The organism is Pseudomonas sp. S5F11 (assembly GCF_019641515.1).
GTDB classification, from domain to species: Bacteria; Pseudomonadota; Gammaproteobacteria; order Pseudomonadales; family Pseudomonadaceae; genus Aquipseudomonas; species Aquipseudomonas rhodesiae.
Map to the genome: position 1 here is coordinate 2,044,785 of NZ_JAIFJZ010000001.1, position 17,505 is coordinate 2,062,289.

Here is a 17,505-nt window from a genome sequence, read left to right on the forward strand (position 1 = left end):
CGCCGTCGTCAAGAAAAACGCCTCCCTGACAGGAGGCGTTTTTTTATGCGCGTTTATCTCTGTATCTGCCCGGACGTTAAGATCTCTCCTATATCTTTTCCGAAGCTCATGAGTTTTCCTCCCTCGCGTGCTTCAACATCTACTGTGACCACCCCCAACTACGCCCTGAAAAGTCCGTGTTCGACTGTCAACCCTGACAGTAGACACCCCAGTGGTGAAACGTAAGGTTGAAAGGTTGAGCATCCCGTTCGCGACGACAAACACCGCCAGCCCGCTCGGGTCAGCGGCCACCGTCTTGCTTTGCGTTCAGCCTTTCGGGAAAATTGGTTACAGATTCTTACAGACCACAGAGGGAGCTTGTCGTAATGATCGTAGGAATCGACCTGGGGACGACCAACAGTCTCGCAGCGGTCTGGCGCGGTGATGCCGCCGAATTGGTGAGCAATGCCCTTGGCCAATTGCTCACCCCGAGCGTAGTCGGGCTGGATGATCAGGGGCGCGTGCTGGTCGGTCAGGCCGCCAAGGAGCGCCTGCACACTCACCCGCACCTGACTACGTCGCTGTTCAAGCGCTACATGGGCAGCGCCACCGAAGTGCGCCTGGGCGACCGTTCGTTCCGCCCGGAAGAACTCTCGGCACTGGTGCTCAAAAGCCTGAAAGAAGACATCGAGCGCACCTACGGCCTCACCGTCACCGAAGCCGTGATCAGCGTGCCCGCGTACTTCAGTGACGGCCAACGCAAAGCCACGCGCATTGCCGGTGAGCTGGCCGGGCTCAACGTTGAAAAGCTGATCAACGAACCCACCGCCGCCGCCCTCGCCTACGGCCTGCATCAACGCGACAAAGAAACCTCGTTCCTGGTGTTCGATCTCGGTGGCGGCACGTTTGACGTGTCGATCATCGAGCTGTTCGAGGGGGTCATGGAAGTGCGCGCCAGCGCCGGCGACAATTTCTTGGGCGGCGAAGATTTCGACACGCTGCTGCTGGAGCATTTCGTCGACAGCCAGCGCAACGCCCAAGGCTTTCCGCCCACCAGCAGCGTGCTGCACACCCTGCGCCGCGAGGCCGAGCGCGTACGCAAGGCATTGGGCCAAGATGACAGCGCCGATTTCACCCTGCGCGTCGATGGCCAGCAGTGGGTCAAAACCATCACTCAAGCGGAGCTGGCCAAGCTCTACACGCCGCTGTTGGAGCGCCTGCGCGCGCCAATCGAGCGGGCCCTGCGCGATGCGCGCATTCGTGTCAGTGACCTGGATGAAATTCTGCTGGTGGGCGGCACCACGCGCATGCCGCTGGTGCGCAAACTCGCCGCCGGGTTGTTCGGGCGTTTTCCCTCCATCAGCCTCGACCCCGACCAAGTGGTGGCCCACGGCGCCGCAATCCAGGCCGCCCTCAAAGCGCGTTCCGCCGCGCTGGAAGAAGTGGTGCTGACCGACGTGTGCCCCTACACCCTGGGCATCGAAACCTCGAACCAATACGGCGGCCATATCGAAAGCGGCCACTACCTGCCCCTGATCGAACGCAACAGCAGCGTGCCGGTGAGCCGGGTCAAAAGTGTGGTCACCCTGCACGATGACCAGAGCCGCGTGCTGCTGAAGATCTATCAAGGCGAAAGCCGCTTGGTGAAAGACAACATCGAACTGGGCCAACTGGAAATCGCCGTGCCCAAGCGCAAGGCCGGTGAGGTCTCCCTGGACGTACGCTTTACCTACGACAATAACGGCTTGCTGGAAGCCCAGGTAAATATCCCGCTCACCGGCGAGCAACATTCCCTGGTGATCGAAAACAACCCAGGTGTGCTCAGCCCGCAGGAAATCCAGCAACGCCTGCAAGCCCTGGCGTTACTGAAGATTCATCCGCGTGACCAGCAGGTCAACACCGTTCTGACCGCGCGCCTTGAACGGCTCTATCAGGAAAGCCTGGGTGAGCTGCGCGAACAACTCGGGCATTGGGCCGCTCAGTTCCAGCAGGTGCTCGACACCCAGGACGAACGCCGCATCCGCGAAGCCCGCAGCGAACTGACCCGGCAACTGGAGCAGCTCGATAACGGCTTTTGGCGCTGAGGAAAGATCACATGGATTGTTGGACCGTACTGCAGCTGCCGGAAGATGCCGACGAGCGCACCATCAAACGCAGCTATGCGCGGCTGCTCAAAAGCTGCCGCCCGGATGAAGACGCCGCCGGCTTCCAGCGCCTGCGCGAGGCCTATGAAGAAGCGCTGAGCGAAGCGCGCTGGCGCATGGACAACGCCGAGACAGTGGCCGTCGAGACACCGCTGGCCGAGGCGGCTCCCGACAACCTCCGCGATCTGGCCGAACTGATGGACGTGCGCCCCCTCAGCCCGGCGCCGTTCGACGCCCCCGCGCCAGACCCTGCCGAGGCGCTGATCTGCGGCCTCAATGCCCATAACCTCGATGAACGCTGGGCGCAGGCTCGGCAACAGGGTTGCGCCGACGCGTTCCAGGCCGGCCTGTTGCGCCATTGTTTCAATGCCCCCGGCGAACGCAGCGCCATCGCCCAATGGGCCGCGCAGCACCTGGAATGGCTGACGCCGTGGCAGCAGGTAGCGATGACCCCTTGGCAATACGAGGCGCTGACCGGCGAACTGCTGCAGGACTATCGCCGCACCTTGCAAGAACTGCTGGAGCAACAGGCCGAGCGCGAGTTCATCAGCCAATTGACCCAGTACAACAGCCAAGCCTGGTTACAGGTATTCGACTTGCAGCAACAGTGGCAACGCATCGTTCTGCAATTGCTGCATGACACCCAATGGAGCGTGCCGCTGTTCGAACGGGTGTGCCAGACATTTGGTTGGGACGATCAGAAAGGGGTGTACCCGGAACCGGCGTGGATGTGGCGCCAGTTGGTGTCGCGTTGTGAGCAGGAGAGTTTCTTCACTCATCTGCAAGAAAAAGCCCAGGACACCCGACGCAACTCCGCCGACGCTCTGGCCGCGCGCTTATTGCTGACGCCGATGTCCACCACTCAACAAAAACGCATCATCGACACCTTCGGCGAAAACGAATGGAACGCCTGCCAGCACCTGGCCGAGACCCTGACCTGGCGTTATCCGCAACTGATCGAGCGGCTGCCTCAGCCTGACCTATTCTTCTGGCGCAAATTCGTGCCACGGCCGATCTACACCCAAGTGTTTATCCGGTTGTGGGCCGTGTTCGCCCTGGGTATCGGCCTGAGCATCGCCCACTCCAGGCCCGACAAGCTGGACTTGATGTCGGTGTCGATCTTTATGTTCATGGCACTGGTGCCGGCCGGTATCGGTTTTCGCGTTACGCAGTTTTGGGCCGGGATGAGTTCGACCTACAGAGTGCTGGACTTGTGGCTGAGCCAGCGCTTGATCCCCAAGCGACTCAACCCCAACGACTATTGGCTGGTGATCCGCCACGGCGTGCCGCAAGCGATCATGCTGGTGGCCTGCGCCTTGATGCTCGGCATCCTCGGAGCGTTCACCTATGCCGGCATGGTGCTGATCAACCTGCTGCACAAAAAACGCATCGGTCATATGAGCCAACGCTTCAGCGAAGGCTACCCGTGGCTCAACGGCCTGCATTGGGCGTTCTGGAGCCCATGGCAAGCGGTGTTCCTGGTGGCGATGGTGGCCGTGATCGTCGCGGCCCAGCATTACCTGCCGGCGTTCCCCTGGACCCACATCGATCTGCCCAAACGCTGAGCCTGCCGGGCCTGCGCGCCCGGCAAGTTGCGTTCGATCATCGCCCACAACCCGCCCTCCCCCGATTGAACCGCCCCCGCACCGCCGCGCACCATGGCCGCCACCTGCATAACCCCAATAACAACAGGTCCGATACCATGAGCACTTTCCACCCGCGCCGGCTGTTGCTGGCCACCGCTGTCGCCAGTCTTGCCTTGCCTGCCGTCGCCGAAGACCACGGTTTTTTCGAAGACGCCAGCGCCAACCTCAACCTGCGTAATTTTTTCTTCAACCGTAACTTCACCAACCCGAGCAAAACCCAGGGCGGCGCCCAGGAATGGACGCAGAGTTTTATCCTCGACGCCAAATCCGGTTTCACTCAGGGCACGGTGGGGTTCGGCGTGGACGTGCTGGGGCTGTATTCGCTCAAACTCGACGGCGGACGCGGCACCGGCGGCACGCAGCTGTTGCCGTTGGATCACGACGGTCGCCCGGCCGATGACTTCGGGCGTTTGGGCGTGGCGTTCAAGGCACGGCTGTCCAAGACCGAGCTGAAGGTGGGCGAGTGGATGCCGGTGCTGCCGATCCTGCGCGCCGACGATGGCCGCTCCCTACCGCAAACCTTGCGCGGCGGGCAGATCACGTCGAAGGAAATCGACGGCCTGACCCTCTATGGCGGCCAGTTCCGCGCCAACAGCCCGCGCGACGACAGCAGTCTGTCGGACATGTCGATGGTGGGCAAAACGGCCTTCACCTCGGACCGCTTCAACTTCCAAGGCGCCGAATACGCATTCAACGACAAGCGCACCCAGATCGGCCTGTGGAACGCCCAGCTCAAGGACATTTACCGCCAACAGTTCGTCAACCTGATCCACAGCCAGCCTGTGGGCGACTGGACCTTGGGCGCCAACCTCGGGTTCTTCTATGGCAAAGAAGACGGCAGCGCCCGCGCCGGCGAGTTGGACAATAAAACCTGGTCCGGCCTGCTCTCGGCCAAATACGGCGGCAACACGTTCTATGTGGGCCTGCAAAAGCTCAGCGGCGACAGTGCATGGATGCGCGTCAACGGCACCAGCGGCGGCACCCTGGCCAACGACAGCTACAACTCAAGCTACGACAACGCCCGGGAGAAATCCTGGCAAGTGCGCCACGACTACAACTTCGCCGCCCTCGGCGTGCCGGGCCTGACCCTGATGAACCGCTATATCAGCGGCAGCAATGTGCACAGCGGCACCGTCACCGATGGCAAGGAATGGGGTCGCGAAAGCGAAGTGGGTTACACGGTGCAAAGCGGCGCGGCGAAAAACCTGACGGTTCGCTGGCGCAATTCCAGCATGCGTCGCGACTACAGCAACAACGAGTTCGATGAAAACCGGTTGATCGTCAGTTACCCGATCAGCCTGCTGTAAACCGGCGCGGCACTTGCTGTATGGTGCGCGCCTGCCGCTGCTGATTCGCCCAGCAGCGGCCTCTTTGCCGAGCCCGTGCCCACCATGAAACTCTATGCTTTCGCCGCTGCCGTGCTGGCCCTGGCCCTGAGCCTCGGCGGCTGCATCAGCGCGCCAATCGCCTTGACGCCCCAGACCGAGCAACGCCTGCAAGCCCAGGCGCCAATCCGCTTTCTGTTGACCTTCGATGACGGTCCCAGTGCTTCGGGCTATAACAACCCGACCCGCTCGGTGATCGCCGACCTGGCACACAACCCGGTGCTGCCGGGCATCAAGGCCGTGTTCTTTTTACAGACCGAATCCGCGCGCTCAGGCGGCAGTTCACGGGGTCGCAAGACCATGGAACGCGAGTACGCCGGCGGGCATGTGCTGGCGTTTCACACCGCCACCACCTTCCACACCAATCACCGCTGGCTCAACGATGCCGAACTGGAGCGCACTCTCACCCAGGGTGCGGCCGATATTGCCGCCATCACCGGCGCACCGCCGCGCCTGGTGCGCCCACCGTTCTGGAACTACGACCGCCGCACTTTTGCTGCCTATCAGCGCCACGGTATGCAGGTACTGCTCACGGACCTGAGCGCCAATGACGGCAAGATCTGGGGTTTCAATGCCAGCCCACGCCGCCGCGCCAATCTGTATCGGCAACTGTCGGTGGTGCGCGAGCGCATCGCCCTCGGCGAATTGCCCACGGTGGACGGCGTGATCCCGGTGGTGGTGACCTTCCACGACATCAACCGCTACACCGCGCGGCACCTGCAGGAGTACTTGCAGATCCTGTTGGACAGCGCCCGCATCAACGGCATGAAAACCGCCGCAGAGCCTTTCTACACCGACCACCCAGCACTGGAACGCGCCGCCCTGGCCCGTACGGTCAAGGACGTGAATGACACCGTACACCTGCCGGGCGTGTGGAATTGGGTGTGGGATGCGGACTCCCACTGACCCCGTGTGGCGAGCGAACTTCAACCTTGGCGGGATTCAACGCCCAGCTCATCCCACACCGACTCGGCCAGGTGAAAGGTGGCATTCGCCGCCGGAATCCCGCAGTAGATAGCGCTCTGCATCAGCACCTCCTTGATCTCGGCGCGAGTCACGCCGTTGCTGGCGGCGGCGCGCAGGTGCAGCTTGAGTTCTTCGCTGCGGTTCATGCCGATCAGCATGGCGATGGTGATCAGGCTGCGGGTGTGCCTGGGCAAGCCCGGTCGGGTCCAGATATCGCCCCAGGCATGACGGGTAATCATCTCCTGGAACTCGCTGTTGAATTCGGTCAACGCGTTGAGGCTGCGGTCGACATGGGCATCGCCCAGCACTTCCCGACGCACTTGCAGGCCGTCGGCGTAACGTTGTTTCTCGTCCACGAAAAGCTCCTTAGCGGCACAACAGGAATTTAATCACCCGGTCACTGAAAGCAGCACCGGCCTGCACATTGGACAGGTGCGCGGCGTAGAACTCGGCGTACTCGGCAGCCTTGACCTGTTGCTGGATAAAGTGCCCACCCGCTGGCGGCGTGACGGCATCTTCACTGCCGGCGATGACCAGGGTCGGCACCTGGATCGACCCTAGGTTTGCGCGCAAATCCGCATCCCGTACCGCCGCGCAGTTGGCCGCGTAGCCCTGGGGCGAGGTGGCGGCGAGCATGTCGGTGATCAGTTTGGCCTGGTGTGGGTTGGCAGCGGCGAAGTCGGGGGTGAACCAGCGCGCAATCGACGCATCGCGCAAGGCCACCATCGCGTCCGCGCCATCGCGCAGCACCGTCTCGATGCGTGGGTTCCAAACCTCGGGCGTGCCGATTTTGGCGGCGGTGTTGCACACCACCAGACGCTGCAAGCGCTCACCGGCGTTAATGCCCAGCCATTGGCCGATCAGCCCGCCCATGGACAACCCGCAAAAATGCGCGCGGCGAATCTGCAACGCATCCAGCAGCGCGAGCACATCGCGCCCCAATTGCTCGATGCTGTACGGCCCCTCGGTCACCAGCGACTTGCCATGCCCACGGGTGTCATAGCGCAACACGCGAAAATGCTCGGTGAACGCCGGGATCTGGGTATCCCACATACGTAGGTTGGTGCCCAACGAATTGGACAGCACCAACACCGGCGCATCCACCGGGCCTTCCAGTTGGTAGTGCAGGTCGCCCTCGGCGAGTTGTACAAAAGCCACAGCAGTCTCCTCAGGCAGTCAATGCAAAATGATCGGTCACGGCGCGGCTGACCCAAGTGTGCGCCTGCCCCAGGTAATGGGCCGGGTCGAGCAGGCGATCCAGCTCCGTGGCGGACAGTTCGGCGGTGATCTGTGGTTCGTCCGCCAATACCGCGCGCAGATGGCGCCCCTCAGCGACCGCCCGCTGACAGCATTGCTCCAGCAGATGGTGCGCGGTTTCGCGGCCCAGGCGCTGGGCGAGCACAATGCTCACCGCTTCGGCCAGCACCAGGCCCTGGGTCAATTCGAGGTTGCGTGCCATGCGCGCCGGGTCGACCTCCAAGCCCTGGCTCAGCAATACCGCCTGCTGCAAGGCACCGGAAACCAACCGGCAAATCTGCGGCAAGGTTTCCCACTCGGCATGCCACAGGCCCAGGCTGCGCTCGTGTTCCTGGGGCATGGCGCTGAGCATCGTGGCCACCAGCCCCGGTGCACGAGTGGCGGCGCTGATCAGGACGGCGGCGCCCACCGGGTTGCGTTTGTGCGGCATGGTGGAAGAACCGCCCTTGCCCGGCGCGGCAGGTTCGAACACTTCCGCCGCTTCGGTCTGCATCAGCAGGCTGATGTCCCGCCCCAGCTTGCCGAGGCTGCCGGCGATCAGGCCCAGCACACTGGCGAACTCCACCAGGCGATCACGCTGGGTGTGCCAGGGTTGATCGGGCAGGCTCAGATGCAGTTCGGCGGCCAAGGCTTCGCCCACCGGCATGGCCTGTTCGCCCAACGCCGCCAACGTGCCGGAGGCGCCGCCGAATTGCAGCACCAGCAAACGCGGTTTGAGTTCGGCCAGACGTTGCCGGCTGCGCGTCACCGCGCCCAGCCATCCGGCGATTTTCATGCCCAGGGTCACGGGTGTCGCATGTTGCAACCAGGTGCGCCCGGCCAATGGCACCGTGGCATAGCGCTGGGCTTGCGCGGCCAGCACATCCCCCAATTGCGCCAGGTCGCTTTCGATCAACACCAAGGCACGCCGCAGTTGCAGGACCAGACCGGTGTCCATCACGTCCTGGCTGGTGGCGCCCAGGTGCACATAGCGCTCGGCGTCAGCGTCCTCGCTGGCAATCAATTTGCCCAAGGCTTTCACCAATGGGATCGCCGAGTTGCCCGCCGAGGCAATCGCCATGCCGAGGGCATCCACGTCGTACAGCGATGCCAGGCACGCCTGGGCAATCGGTGCCACGGCCGCTGGCGGAATCAACCCAACGCGCGCCTGCGCCCGGGCCAGAGCGGCTTCGAAATCCAGCATGCCCTGCAAGCGCCCCTGGTCGCAGAACACCTCGGCCATGCTGTCGGCGGTGAAATAGGCGTCGAACAGTTGGTTGCTCGTGCGCAACGTCATAACTCAGTCCTTACAGATCGTGATGCAGGTATTCCGCCTGTTTCGGCAGACGCAAGCTGAACAGGAACGCCACCGCCATCATGCCAGTCACGTACCAGTAGAAAGTGTTTTCCATGCCCATGGACTTCAAGCCCAACGCCACATATTCCGCCGAGCCGCCGAACAGCGCATTGGCCACGGCGTAAGCCAGCCCGACGCCGAGGGCGCGAACATGGGGCGGGAACATTTCGGCTTTCACCAGGCCGCTGATGGAGGTGTAGAAACTCACAATCGCCAGCGCCAGAGAAATCAACACAAATGCCAGAAACGGACTGGTCACGGTTTTCAACGTCAACAGGATCGGCACCGTGCACAGCGTGCCGAGTGCGCCGAACCAAAGCATCGAGTTACGTCGGCCGATCTTGTCCGAGAGCATGCCGAACAACGGCTGCATGCACATGTACAAGAACAGCGCGCCGGTCATGATGAAGCTGGCCGTCTTGGCGTGCAGGCCGGCGGTGTTCACCAGGTACTTCTGCATGTAGGTGGTGAATGTGTAGAAAATCAGCGAACCGCCGGCGGTGTAGCCCAGCACTGTGATAAACGCGGCTTTGTGATGACGGAACAGCGCGGCCACACTGCCGGCGTTTTTGTCCTGGCGGGTTTCCTGGCTGGTGGTTTCTTTCAGGGTGCGACGCAGCAACAAGGAGATCAGCGCCGCAATCGCGCCGATCACGAACGGAATGCGCCAGCCCCAGGCGCGCAGTTCCTCTTCGCTGAGCAGCTGTTGCAGGATCACCACCACCAGCACGGCCAGCAATTGCCCGCCGATCAGCGTCACGTATTGGAACGAGGCGAAGAAGCCGCGCTGCCCCTTGAGCGCCACCTCACTCATATAAGTGGCCGTGGTGCCGTATTCGCCGCCCACCGACAACCCCTGGAACAACCGCGCCACCAGCAGCAATGCCGGGGCCCAGGCGCCGATATCCTTGTAGGTGGGCAGAAAGGCGATAACTAGCGAGCCGGCGCACATCATCAGCACCGAGATCATCATTGAGTTCTTGCGCCCGTGCTTATCGGCCACTCGACCAAACAGCCAGCCGCCGATCGGCCGCATCAGGAACCCGGCGGCGAACACACCGGCGGTGTTAAGCAGTTGAACGGTGGGATCATCCGATGGGAAAAACGCCGGAGCGAAATAAATGGCGCAGAAGGCATAGACGTAAAAGTCGAACCATTCGACCAGGTTGCCGGAAGAGGCACCGACAATCGCAAAGATGCGCTTGCTGCGTTCTTCGCCGGTGTAATGACTGGTGGTGGTGGTCATAGTGTTTTCACTCAGTGGGAACGGTTATAGCCTAGACACACTTTGCAACAGCCATGTTCCGAAAGCGGTGCCTGAGACGGCCTGATCGGGGGGCAAGCCCCTCCCACATCTTGACCGCACCGCCTATCAACTGTGGGAGGGGGCTTGCCCCCGATCAGGCCCTACCAAACGAATCAATAATCGAAGAACACCGTTTCCTTATCGGTCCCCTGCAAAATCACATTCCACTGATACACACCGTGCGCGTCCGGCTTGGCCACCAAGGTGCTCCGGCGCTCCGCGGGCACACAGGCCAGCAAAGGGTCATCCCCATTCAGTGCCTCGCCTTCGAAATAAATCCGCGTAAGCAAGTGCTTCACCAGACCACGGGCAAACACCAATATCACCAAGTGCGGTGCCTGGGTCGTGCCGTTGAGCCCCGGCACACTACCCGGTTTGATGGTGGTGAAGCGAAACCGCCCTTCGGCGTCCACCGGCACGCGGCCGAAGCCTTCAAAACTCGGGTCGAGGGCTTTGTCCTGCTCGTCCTCGGGGTGGTCGTACTTGCCGGCCGCGTTGGCCTGCCAGACTTCCAGCATGGCGTCATTGACGACCTCGCCCTTGCCATCCACCACTTGCCCGCTGATCGCCACGCGCTCGCCAAGGGTGGCCGGGGTGGTCAGGTCTTCGCGGTTCAGCCAGGTCAGACCAATGTGGTAGTACGGCCCGACGGTGTGGGACGTGGTTGCGTTGAGTGTCATCTTATTTCTCCATCGGCGTGGCATCGCGGCCGCGCAGGACGATGTCCCAGCGGTAGCCGAGGGCATAGGACGGAATGGTTTTTTCCAGATCGAAACGCGCGATCAGGCGTTCCTTGGCACGGGTGTCCGGCACGCAGTTGTAGATCGGGTCGTATTCGAGCAGCGGGTCGCCGGGGAAATACATCTGGGTCACCAAACGCGTCAGCACGCTGGGGCCGAACAGCGAAAAGTGGATATGGGCCGGACGCCACGCGTTGTGGTGGTTGCCCCACGGGTAGGCGCCGGGCTTGATGGTCTGGAACTGGTACCACCCGTCGGCGTCGGTAACGGTACGCCCGGTACCGGTGAAGTTGGGGTCCAGCGGCGCATCGTGCAGGTCGCGCGGGTGGTTGTAGCGCCCGGCCGCGTTGGCCTGCCAGATCTCCACCAGAATGCCTGGCACCGGCAGGCCGTTTTCATCCAGCACGCGGCCATGGATGATGATGCGTTCGCCCTGGGGCTCGCCGTCATGCTGGGCGGTGAGGTCGTTGTCCTTCTCACCGACCCGCTCGGCACCGATGGTCGGGCCGGTGATTTCCGACAAGGAATGGGGCAGAAACACCAACGGCTTGGACGGCGAACGCAGGTTCGTCGACTGGTACGCCGGATGCAGGTATTCAGGCTGGGTGCCCGCCTGGGGGCGCCGGTAACCGGGCTTATCACTCATGGAGCCATCCTCTCTTATTAGACTCAGACGCGTTCGATCGCCAGGGCCAGGCCTTGGCCGACGCCCACGCATAGGGTGGTCAGGCCTTTGCGGCCGCCGGTTTTTTCCAATTGATGCAAGGCCGTCAAGACCAGCCGCGCGCCGCTCATGCCCAATGGATGGCCAAGGGCAATAGCGCCGCCGTTCGGGTTGACCTGCGGCGCATCGTCGGCCAGGCCCAGTTCACGCAGCACGGCCAGGCCTTGGCTGGCGAAGGCTTCGTTGAGCTCGATCACATCGAAATCGCTTACCGCCAGGTCCAGACGGGCCAACAGTTTGCGCACCGCCGGCACCGGGCCGATGCCCATTACGCGCGGGGCTACACCGGCACTGGCCATGCCCAATACGCGGGCGCGGGCCGTCAAACCGTGTTGGCGCACAGCCTCGGCGGACGCAAGAATCAGCGCCGCCGCGCCGTCGTTGACCCCCGAGGCATTGCCGGCGGTGACGCTCTTGTCGGGGCCGTTGACCGGCTTGAGTTTGGCCAGGGCTTCCAGGGTGGTGTCCCGTGGATGCTCATCGCGTTCCACCACGGTTTCGCCTTTTTTATGGGCGACCCGCACCGGCACGATTTCCTCGGCAAAGTAACCGGCGGCCTGCGCGGCAGCCGTGCGTTGCTGGCTGCGCAGGGCGAACGCGTCCTGGTCGGCGCGGGAGACGTTGTAATCGTCGGCCACGTTATCGGCGGTTTGCGGCATCGCATCCACGCCGTATTGGGCTTTCATCAACGGGTTGATAAAACGCCAGCCGATGGTGGTGTCTTCCAGCGTCATGTTGCGCGAAAACGCGGCATCGGCCTTGCCCATCACAAAGGGCGCACGGGACATCGACTCGACGCCACCGGCAATCACCAACTCCATCTCGCCGCTGGCAATGGCACGAAACGCAGTGCCGATGGCCTCCATGCCCGAGGCGCACAAACGGTTGAGGGTCACGCCCGGCACGCTCTCCGGCAGGCCGGCCAGCAGCAACGCCATGCGCGCCACATTGCGGTTGTCTTCGCCGGCCTGGTTGGCACAGCCGAGGAACACCTCATCGACCGCGTCCCATTGCACCGACGGGTTGCGCGCCATCAGCGCCTTGATCGGCAGCGCCGCCAGGTCGTCGGCGCGTACGCTGGATAAACCACCGCCAAAGCGGCCGATGGGGGTGCGAATGGCGTCGCAGATAAATACCTCGCGCATCAGACTTCTCCCGGGGCTTGGCCATGGGCGGCGGCGGTGCGGGCTTCAAGGTCGCGCAGCGCGGTCAGCTCGACCTCAGTGGGTTCGGCGGTGGTGCTGACCTGTTCGGCGAAACGAATCGCCCAACCGGTGGCGGCCACCACCTGTTCACGGGTCACGCCGGGGTGCAGCGCGGTGACCACGAACTCATGGGTGCCCTCCTCCGGCTCCATGACGCACAGGTCAGTAATAATCCCTACAGGCCCTGCGCCTGGCAGACCCAGGCGTTTACGCGAGTCGCCGCCTTCGCCATGGCCGACCGAGGTGATGAAGTCCAGCTTGTCGACGAACGAGCGCGCCGACTGCTTGAGAATGATCAACACGCTCTTGGCCGAGCCGGCGATTTCCGGCGCCCCCCCGGCCCCCGGCAAACGCACCTTGGGCTGGTGGTAATCGCCGACCACGGTCGTGTTGATATTGCCGAAACGGTCGACTTGGGCCGCGCCGAGGAAGCCCACGTCAATGCGCCCGCCTTGCAGCCAGTAACGGAAAATTTCCCCAGTGGGCACCACGGTGTCGGCGGTTTCCGCCAGCTCGCCATCGCCGATGGACAGCGGCAGCACGGACGGCTTGGCGCCGATCGGGCCGGATTCGTAGATCAGCACCACGTCCGGCGATGAGGTCAGGCGCGCCAGGTTGGCAGCCTTGGAGGGCAGGCCGATGCCGACGAAGCACACCGAACCGTTGTTGAGGCGGCGCGCGGCGGCGACGGTCATCATCTCATTGGTCGAATAGGTCATTACTTGGCCTCCGGTGCGGCGGCCAGCTTGGCCTGGAACTCAGTGAAATCGGCAGTGCCGCGGATGTAGTCGTCGATCCATGCGGTAAAGGTCTCACGGTCGCGAGCGATAGGGTCCCACGCCTGATAGAAACGGTTATCCCGCTCGTTGTAGCCATGGGCGTAGGACGGGTGTGCGCCGCCGGGCACATGGCACACCGCTGTCAGGGCCCAGGTCGGCAGCACACAGCTGTTCATCGGCGCGTTCAGGTCGTCGACGATTTCTTCCACGGTGACGATGCAACGCTTGGCGGCCAGCGCGGCTTCTTTCTGCACACCGAGAATGCCCCAGAGCAACACGTTGCCCTTGCGGTCGGCCTTCTGCGCGTGAATCACCGTGACATCCGGGCGCACCGACGGCACCGCTGCCAGCACTTCGCCGGTGAATGGGCAAGTCACGCTCTTGATCAGCGGGTTGACCTTGGGCAAGTCGGAACCGGCGTAAGCGCGCAGCACCGCGAACGGTAGGCCGGAGGCCCCGGCTACGTAAGCATTGGCCAGGTCGGCGTGGCTGTGTTCTTCGATCTCCAGCGGTTGCGGCCACTGCTTTTCGACCGCGTCCCGCAGACGATGCAGGGAGCCTACTCCGGGGTTGCCGCCCCAGGAGAAAATCAGCTTGCGGGCACAACCGGCGCCGATCAACTGGTCGTAGATCAGGTCAGGTGTCATGCGTACCAGCGTCAGGTCTTTCTTGCCTTGACGAATGATTTCATGACCCGCTGCCGTAGGAATGAGGTGGGTAAAACCTTCCAGTGCGACGGTGTCGCCGTCGTTGACGAATTGCTTTACCGCATCACGCAGGGCAAGGATTTCAGCCATGGGGGTCGGGCTCCCGGTGTTGATCGAAAAAGGCGCTGAGGGCGCGCCGAGTGCTTGCAGATTAAGCCGGGCAAATGGGCCGAACAATCCGATAATCGACTAAGCGTTCGATTATCGAACTGATTGTTGGCAGGCTATCGATCAGGTCGCGTCGGCATGGCTGACCATGCCTTTGATCACAACCGCAGTGGTGGCCAGTGCGGCGGGAATCACCAGGGCGGTGAGCACTTGCTCGAAGTTCCAGCCCAGGCCCAGCAGCGTGGCGCCCATCCAGGCCCCGAGAATCGCGCCGAAACGCCCGATGCCGAGCATCCACGACACCCCAGTGGCGCGGCCTTGGGTCGGGTAGAAGCGCGCCGCCAGGGAAGGCATCGCCGATTGCGCGCCGTTGACGCACATCCCGGCGATCAGCACCAGGGTTGCCAGTAGCGTGATGTTGCCCAGGCTCTGCCCGACCGCGTAAGCAAACACACCGGCCAGCAGGTAAAACGTACCGATGACCTTGTGCGGGTTGAACCGGTCCATTGCCCAGCCCACGCCGACCGCGCTCAATACACCGCCGAACTGGAACAGCGCGCCGATAAACGCGGCCTGCTCCATGCTCGCGCCGCTGTCGCGCATCAGGGTCGGCAGCCAACTGGTCAGCAGGTACACGATCACCAGGCCCATGAAGTAGGTCAGCCATAGCAACAAGGTGCCGGCGCTGTAGGTGCCGGAAAAGATCACCGCGAACACGTTGCGTGCCTTCACGGTTTTTTGTTCGGGCACACTGAAATAGGTGGCCTGGGCGACGAGATTGGGTTCGATGGGCGAGAGGGTCCGGCGCACTTTGTCGGTGCCACGGTTGCGTACCACCAGATAACGCGCCGATTCCGGCAACCACACCAGCAGCACCACGGCCAGGATCAACGGCAGAATGCCGCCGATCAACAACAGGCTATGCCAGCCAAACGCGGGGATCAGCTTGGCCGAGATAAATCCGCCGCCGGCCATGCCCAGGTTGAAGCCGCAGAACATGCTGGTCACCAGCAGCGATTTGTGGCGCTCAGGGGTGTATTCGGAGAGCAAGGTGGTGGCATTGGGCATACCCGCGCCCAGGCCCAAGCCGGTGAGAAAACGCAACACCAGCAACTGATCGACGCTGCTGCTGTAGGCCGAAGCCAGGCTGAATGCACCGAACACCAGCACCGCGCCTACCAGCACGACTTTGCGCCCGAAACGGTCGGCCAGCGGGCCGGAGCCCAGGGCACCGAACACCATGCCGATCAACGCGGCGCTCATCACCGGGCCAAGGCTGGCGCGGTCGATGCCCCAGTCCTGGGACAAAGCCGGCGCGATAAAGCCCATGGCCGCTGTATCGAGGCCATCGAGAAACACGATCAGGAAACATAGGATGACCACGCGCCACTGATAGCGCGACAGTGGCTGGCTATTGATAAAGGACTGCACGTCCAGAGAAGTACCGACAGAAGGCTGATTCATTATTTTTATTCCACACCGATGGCGGGCTGACGGCCTGGGGCCGTCATTCTTATTAAAGGGCGCTGGAACAGCGCTGCCGCACATTAATAAGCCGGGGGAAACACCGTCAATTGATCAGACCGGGATCTGTGCGGTCACCGAACACTTAGGCAAACAGCTGCGCACTCAGCTCGCGGCTGGCGCTGAGCATATTGGGCAAGAAACGCTGCTCCAGCTCGCTGCGACTGACCCGCCCGGCGTGGGTGCTCACATTCAGCGCCGCGAGCACTTGGCCGGAGGCGTCATACACCGGCACGGCGATGGAGCGCAGGCCCTGTTCGAGTTCCTGATCGACGATGCACCAGCCCTGCTGACGCACCTGTTGAAGGCATTCGAACAAGGCTTGAGGCGTGGTAAGGGTACGGCTGGTTTTGGTTTGCAGGTCGGCGTGGTCGAGATAATCCTGTAGCGATGCGTCGTCCAGCGCTGCCAGCAGGATGCGACCCATGGAGGTGCAATACGCCGGCAAACGCCCGCCGACGGAGAGGTCCACAGAGATCAGGCGCTGAGTGGTGGCCGAACGGGCGATATAGAGGATGTCGTCGCCTTCGAGGGTTGCCATGTTGCAGGCTTCATGGAGTTGCTCGCTCATGCGATCCAGATAGGGCTGTGCCGATACCGCCAGCGGCGTGGACGACAGATAAGCGTGGCCCAGGGTCAGCACCTTGGGCAGCAACGAATAGGTGCGTCCGTCAGTGGTGGCATAGCCAAGCTTGATCAGGGTGTGCAAGCAACGGCGCACGGCGGCACGCGGGATTTCGGTGCGATGGCTGATCTGGGCGATGGTCAGGTGGCGTTTGCGCTCCTGGAAGGCTTGCACCACGGCGAGGCCGCGGGCCAGGGAGGTCATGAAGTCGGGATCACCGGTAAACGCCTGGATGCGTTTTGCCGGCGAGGCAACGATCGGAGGGGCTACGGACGCGAAAGAATTGCGCAATTGATCGTTCATCTCGATGCCTTCTCTTATTGTCAGCCGCACGGGGAGGTTTGCCGGGTATTACAAGCCGCGCCGGCCGCGTGATACAAGGTAGGGCCGACGACATCGTGCGATTATCGAACGAGTATTCGATTATCGCAATTCGCCGCGCCTCCCCCGGGGGTTCCGCGCTCAACCTGATGGTTCTGCAAAGACTTATACAAATGATCTTGGCCGTTAAAGCAAATGCGGACTTTCTGACGCCAGACATTTATTAATACTCACACGTGGGTGTAACAAAACACTCACACACCGTTGAAGCTTTTTAACTTCATACCGATAGTGTTATTCAGATGCGCCGCTATAATGCACCGTGTGCTCAGGCCCATTCGACGTTGCTAGCGCAACCGGGCCCGAAACCGTGCACAGGCAGTGCATGACCGAGCGCAACTACTTGCCTGAATGACCGCCGCGTCTGTCTTCTGTATTTTCAAACTTGAACACGACAACGGTTCAACTTTGAACAATCCGGGACGGCCATCAGGCATGACGCTTGAACTTAAATACACTCAACTCATTTAGGTAACAATGTGACGAAAGATGAACTGCGCGCGGAACTTGAGCGCCAGGAACAACGTTACAAGGACGTTTACGGCGGGGAAGTCACCACCTACGCCGCCCAGCCTGAACCTGAGCGCAAACCGTGGCGCAAGCGCGCCAGCCTGCTGGATCAGGCGTTTGCCCAGGAAATCCAAAAGATAGAACAGGAACTCAAGGCCGAAGAGCCATAAGCGATTCGGTTAC

General features: G+C 62.2%; 16 protein-coding genes. 5 read left to right on the plus strand and 11 right to left on the minus strand.

The annotated features are described in order from the left end of the window. Positions 1 to 365 precede the first annotated feature (365 nt). From K1567_RS09065 to K1567_RS09080, 4 genes are all read left to right on the plus strand, one after another. Positions 366 to 2,063: a molecular chaperone HscC gene (locus K1567_RS09065; protein WP_047883030.1), complete on the plus strand. Its 1,698-nt coding sequence runs from the start codon at positions 366 to 368 to the stop codon at positions 2,061 to 2,063. An 11-nt stretch (positions 2,064 to 2,074) separates the two neighbouring features. Then, on the plus strand, positions 2,075 to 3,688 hold the full coding sequence (locus tag K1567_RS09070) for a J domain-containing protein (protein ID WP_099312669.1): 1,614 nt from the start codon (positions 2,075 to 2,077) through the stop codon (positions 3,686 to 3,688). A gap of 137 nt (positions 3,689 to 3,825) precedes the next feature. Next, complete coding sequence (locus tag K1567_RS09075) at positions 3,826 to 5,076, plus strand: OprD family porin (protein WP_099312671.1); 1,251 nt, start codon at positions 3,826 to 3,828, stop codon at positions 5,074 to 5,076. A gap of 84 nt (positions 5,077 to 5,160) precedes the next feature. Then, positions 5,161 to 6,060: a polysaccharide deacetylase family protein gene (locus K1567_RS09080; RefSeq protein WP_047881517.1), complete on the plus strand. Its 900-nt coding sequence runs from the start codon at positions 5,161 to 5,163 to the stop codon at positions 6,058 to 6,060. Positions 6,061 to 6,080: 20 nt separating this feature from the next. On the opposite strand, the gene pcaC is transcribed toward K1567_RS09080, so the two are convergent. The 11 genes from pcaC to pcaR form a co-directional block, all read right to left on the minus strand. Beyond that, on the minus strand, positions 6,081 to 6,476 hold the full coding sequence (pcaC, locus tag K1567_RS09085) for a 4-carboxymuconolactone decarboxylase (RefSeq protein ID WP_034096321.1): 396 nt from the start codon (positions 6,474 to 6,476) through the stop codon (positions 6,081 to 6,083). Positions 6,477 to 6,486: 10 nt separating this feature from the next. Then, positions 6,487 to 7,278 (minus strand): 3-oxoadipate enol-lactonase, encoded by a 792-nt coding sequence (gene pcaD, locus K1567_RS09090; RefSeq protein ID WP_034096320.1) that lies wholly within the window; start codon positions 7,276 to 7,278, stop codon positions 6,487 to 6,489. 10 nt (positions 7,279 to 7,288) lie between these two features. Next, entirely contained in the window at positions 7,289 to 8,653 is a 1,365-nt protein-coding gene (locus K1567_RS09095; RefSeq protein WP_184336271.1) for a 3-carboxy-cis,cis-muconate cycloisomerase, read from the minus strand. A 10-nt stretch (positions 8,654 to 8,663) separates the two neighbouring features. Next, on the minus strand, positions 8,664 to 9,959 hold the full coding sequence (locus tag K1567_RS09100; RefSeq protein WP_034096318.1) for an MFS family transporter: 1,296 nt from the start codon (positions 9,957 to 9,959) through the stop codon (positions 8,664 to 8,666). A 173-nt stretch (positions 9,960 to 10,132) separates the two neighbouring features. After that, positions 10,133 to 10,699, minus strand: coding sequence for a protocatechuate 3,4-dioxygenase subunit alpha (pcaG, locus tag K1567_RS09105; RefSeq protein WP_034096317.1), 567 nt, complete (start codon positions 10,697 to 10,699; stop codon positions 10,133 to 10,135). Between the two features lies 1 nt (position 10,700). Continuing rightward, entirely contained in the window at positions 10,701 to 11,405 is a 705-nt protein-coding gene (pcaH, locus tag K1567_RS09110) for a protocatechuate 3,4-dioxygenase subunit beta (RefSeq protein WP_034096316.1), read from the minus strand. A gap of 23 nt (positions 11,406 to 11,428) precedes the next feature. Further along, positions 11,429 to 12,631, minus strand: coding sequence for a 3-oxoadipyl-CoA thiolase (gene pcaF, locus K1567_RS09115; protein ID WP_173603576.1), 1,203 nt, complete (start codon positions 12,629 to 12,631; stop codon positions 11,429 to 11,431). Continuing rightward, on the minus strand, positions 12,628 to 13,407 hold the full coding sequence (locus tag K1567_RS09120) for a CoA-transferase subunit beta (RefSeq protein WP_047881519.1): 780 nt from the start codon (positions 13,405 to 13,407) through the stop codon (positions 12,628 to 12,630). The genes pcaF and K1567_RS09120 overlap by 4 nt, the downstream gene beginning before the upstream one ends. After that, a complete protein-coding gene (locus tag K1567_RS09125; protein ID WP_034096313.1) occupies positions 13,407 to 14,264 on the minus strand; it encodes a CoA transferase subunit A in 858 nt (285 codons plus the stop codon). The genes K1567_RS09120 and K1567_RS09125 overlap by 1 nt, the downstream gene beginning before the upstream one ends. Before the next feature lie 141 nt (positions 14,265 to 14,405). Continuing rightward, the gene (locus K1567_RS09130) at positions 14,406 to 15,746 is read right to left on the minus strand and encodes an MFS transporter (RefSeq protein ID WP_220698392.1); all 1,341 of its coding nucleotides are present in this window, start codon (positions 15,744 to 15,746) and stop codon (positions 14,406 to 14,408) included. Positions 15,747 to 15,891: 145 nt separating this feature from the next. Then, positions 15,892 to 16,734 carry a pca regulon transcriptional regulator PcaR gene (pcaR, locus tag K1567_RS09135; protein WP_034112318.1) on the minus strand — a complete coding sequence of 281 codons (843 nt, stop codon included), beginning with the start codon at positions 16,732 to 16,734 and terminating at the stop codon, positions 15,892 to 15,894. A 557-nt stretch (positions 16,735 to 17,291) separates the two neighbouring features. Here pcaR and K1567_RS09140 point away from each other — a divergent pair. After that, positions 17,292 to 17,492: a hypothetical protein gene (locus tag K1567_RS09140; protein WP_003172389.1), complete on the plus strand. Its 201-nt coding sequence runs from the start codon at positions 17,292 to 17,294 to the stop codon at positions 17,490 to 17,492. Positions 17,493 to 17,505: the final 13 nt, after the last annotated feature.

Bases quoted from the DNA above. Each gene is read 5' to 3' on its own strand.
- K1567_RS09065 (WP_047883030.1), top strand. From the start codon at position 366: ATGATCGTAGGAATCGACCTGGGGACGACCAACAGTCTCGCAGCGGTC.
- K1567_RS09070 (WP_099312669.1), top strand. From the start codon at position 2,075: ATGGATTGTTGGACCGTACTGCAGCTGCCGGAAGATGCCGACGAGCGC.
- K1567_RS09075 (WP_099312671.1), top strand. From the start codon at position 3,826: ATGAGCACTTTCCACCCGCGCCGGCTGTTGCTGGCCACCGCTGTCGCC.
- K1567_RS09080 (WP_047881517.1), top strand. From the start codon at position 5,161: ATGAAACTCTATGCTTTCGCCGCTGCCGTGCTGGCCCTGGCCCTGAGC.
- K1567_RS09095 (WP_184336271.1), bottom strand. From the start codon at position 8,653: ATGACGTTGCGCACGAGCAACCAACTGTTCGACGCCTATTTCACCGCC.
- K1567_RS09100 (WP_034096318.1), bottom strand. From the start codon at position 9,959: ATGACCACCACCACCAGTCATTACACCGGCGAAGAACGCAGCAAGCGC.
- pcaG (WP_034096317.1), bottom strand. From the start codon at position 10,699: ATGACACTCAACGCAACCACGTCCCACACCGTCGGGCCGTACTACCAC.
- pcaH (WP_034096316.1), bottom strand. From the start codon at position 11,405: ATGAGTGATAAGCCCGGTTACCGGCGCCCCCAGGCGGGCACCCAGCCT.
- K1567_RS09120 (WP_047881519.1), bottom strand. From the start codon at position 13,407: ATGACCTATTCGACCAATGAGATGATGACCGTCGCCGCCGCGCGCCGC.
- K1567_RS09125 (WP_034096313.1), bottom strand. From the start codon at position 14,264: ATGGCTGAAATCCTTGCCCTGCGTGATGCGGTAAAGCAATTCGTCAAC.
- K1567_RS09130 (WP_220698392.1), bottom strand. From the start codon at position 15,746: ATGAATCAGCCTTCTGTCGGTACTTCTCTGGACGTGCAGTCCTTTATC.
- pcaR (WP_034112318.1), bottom strand. From the start codon at position 16,734: ATGAACGATCAATTGCGCAATTCTTTCGCGTCCGTAGCCCCTCCGATC.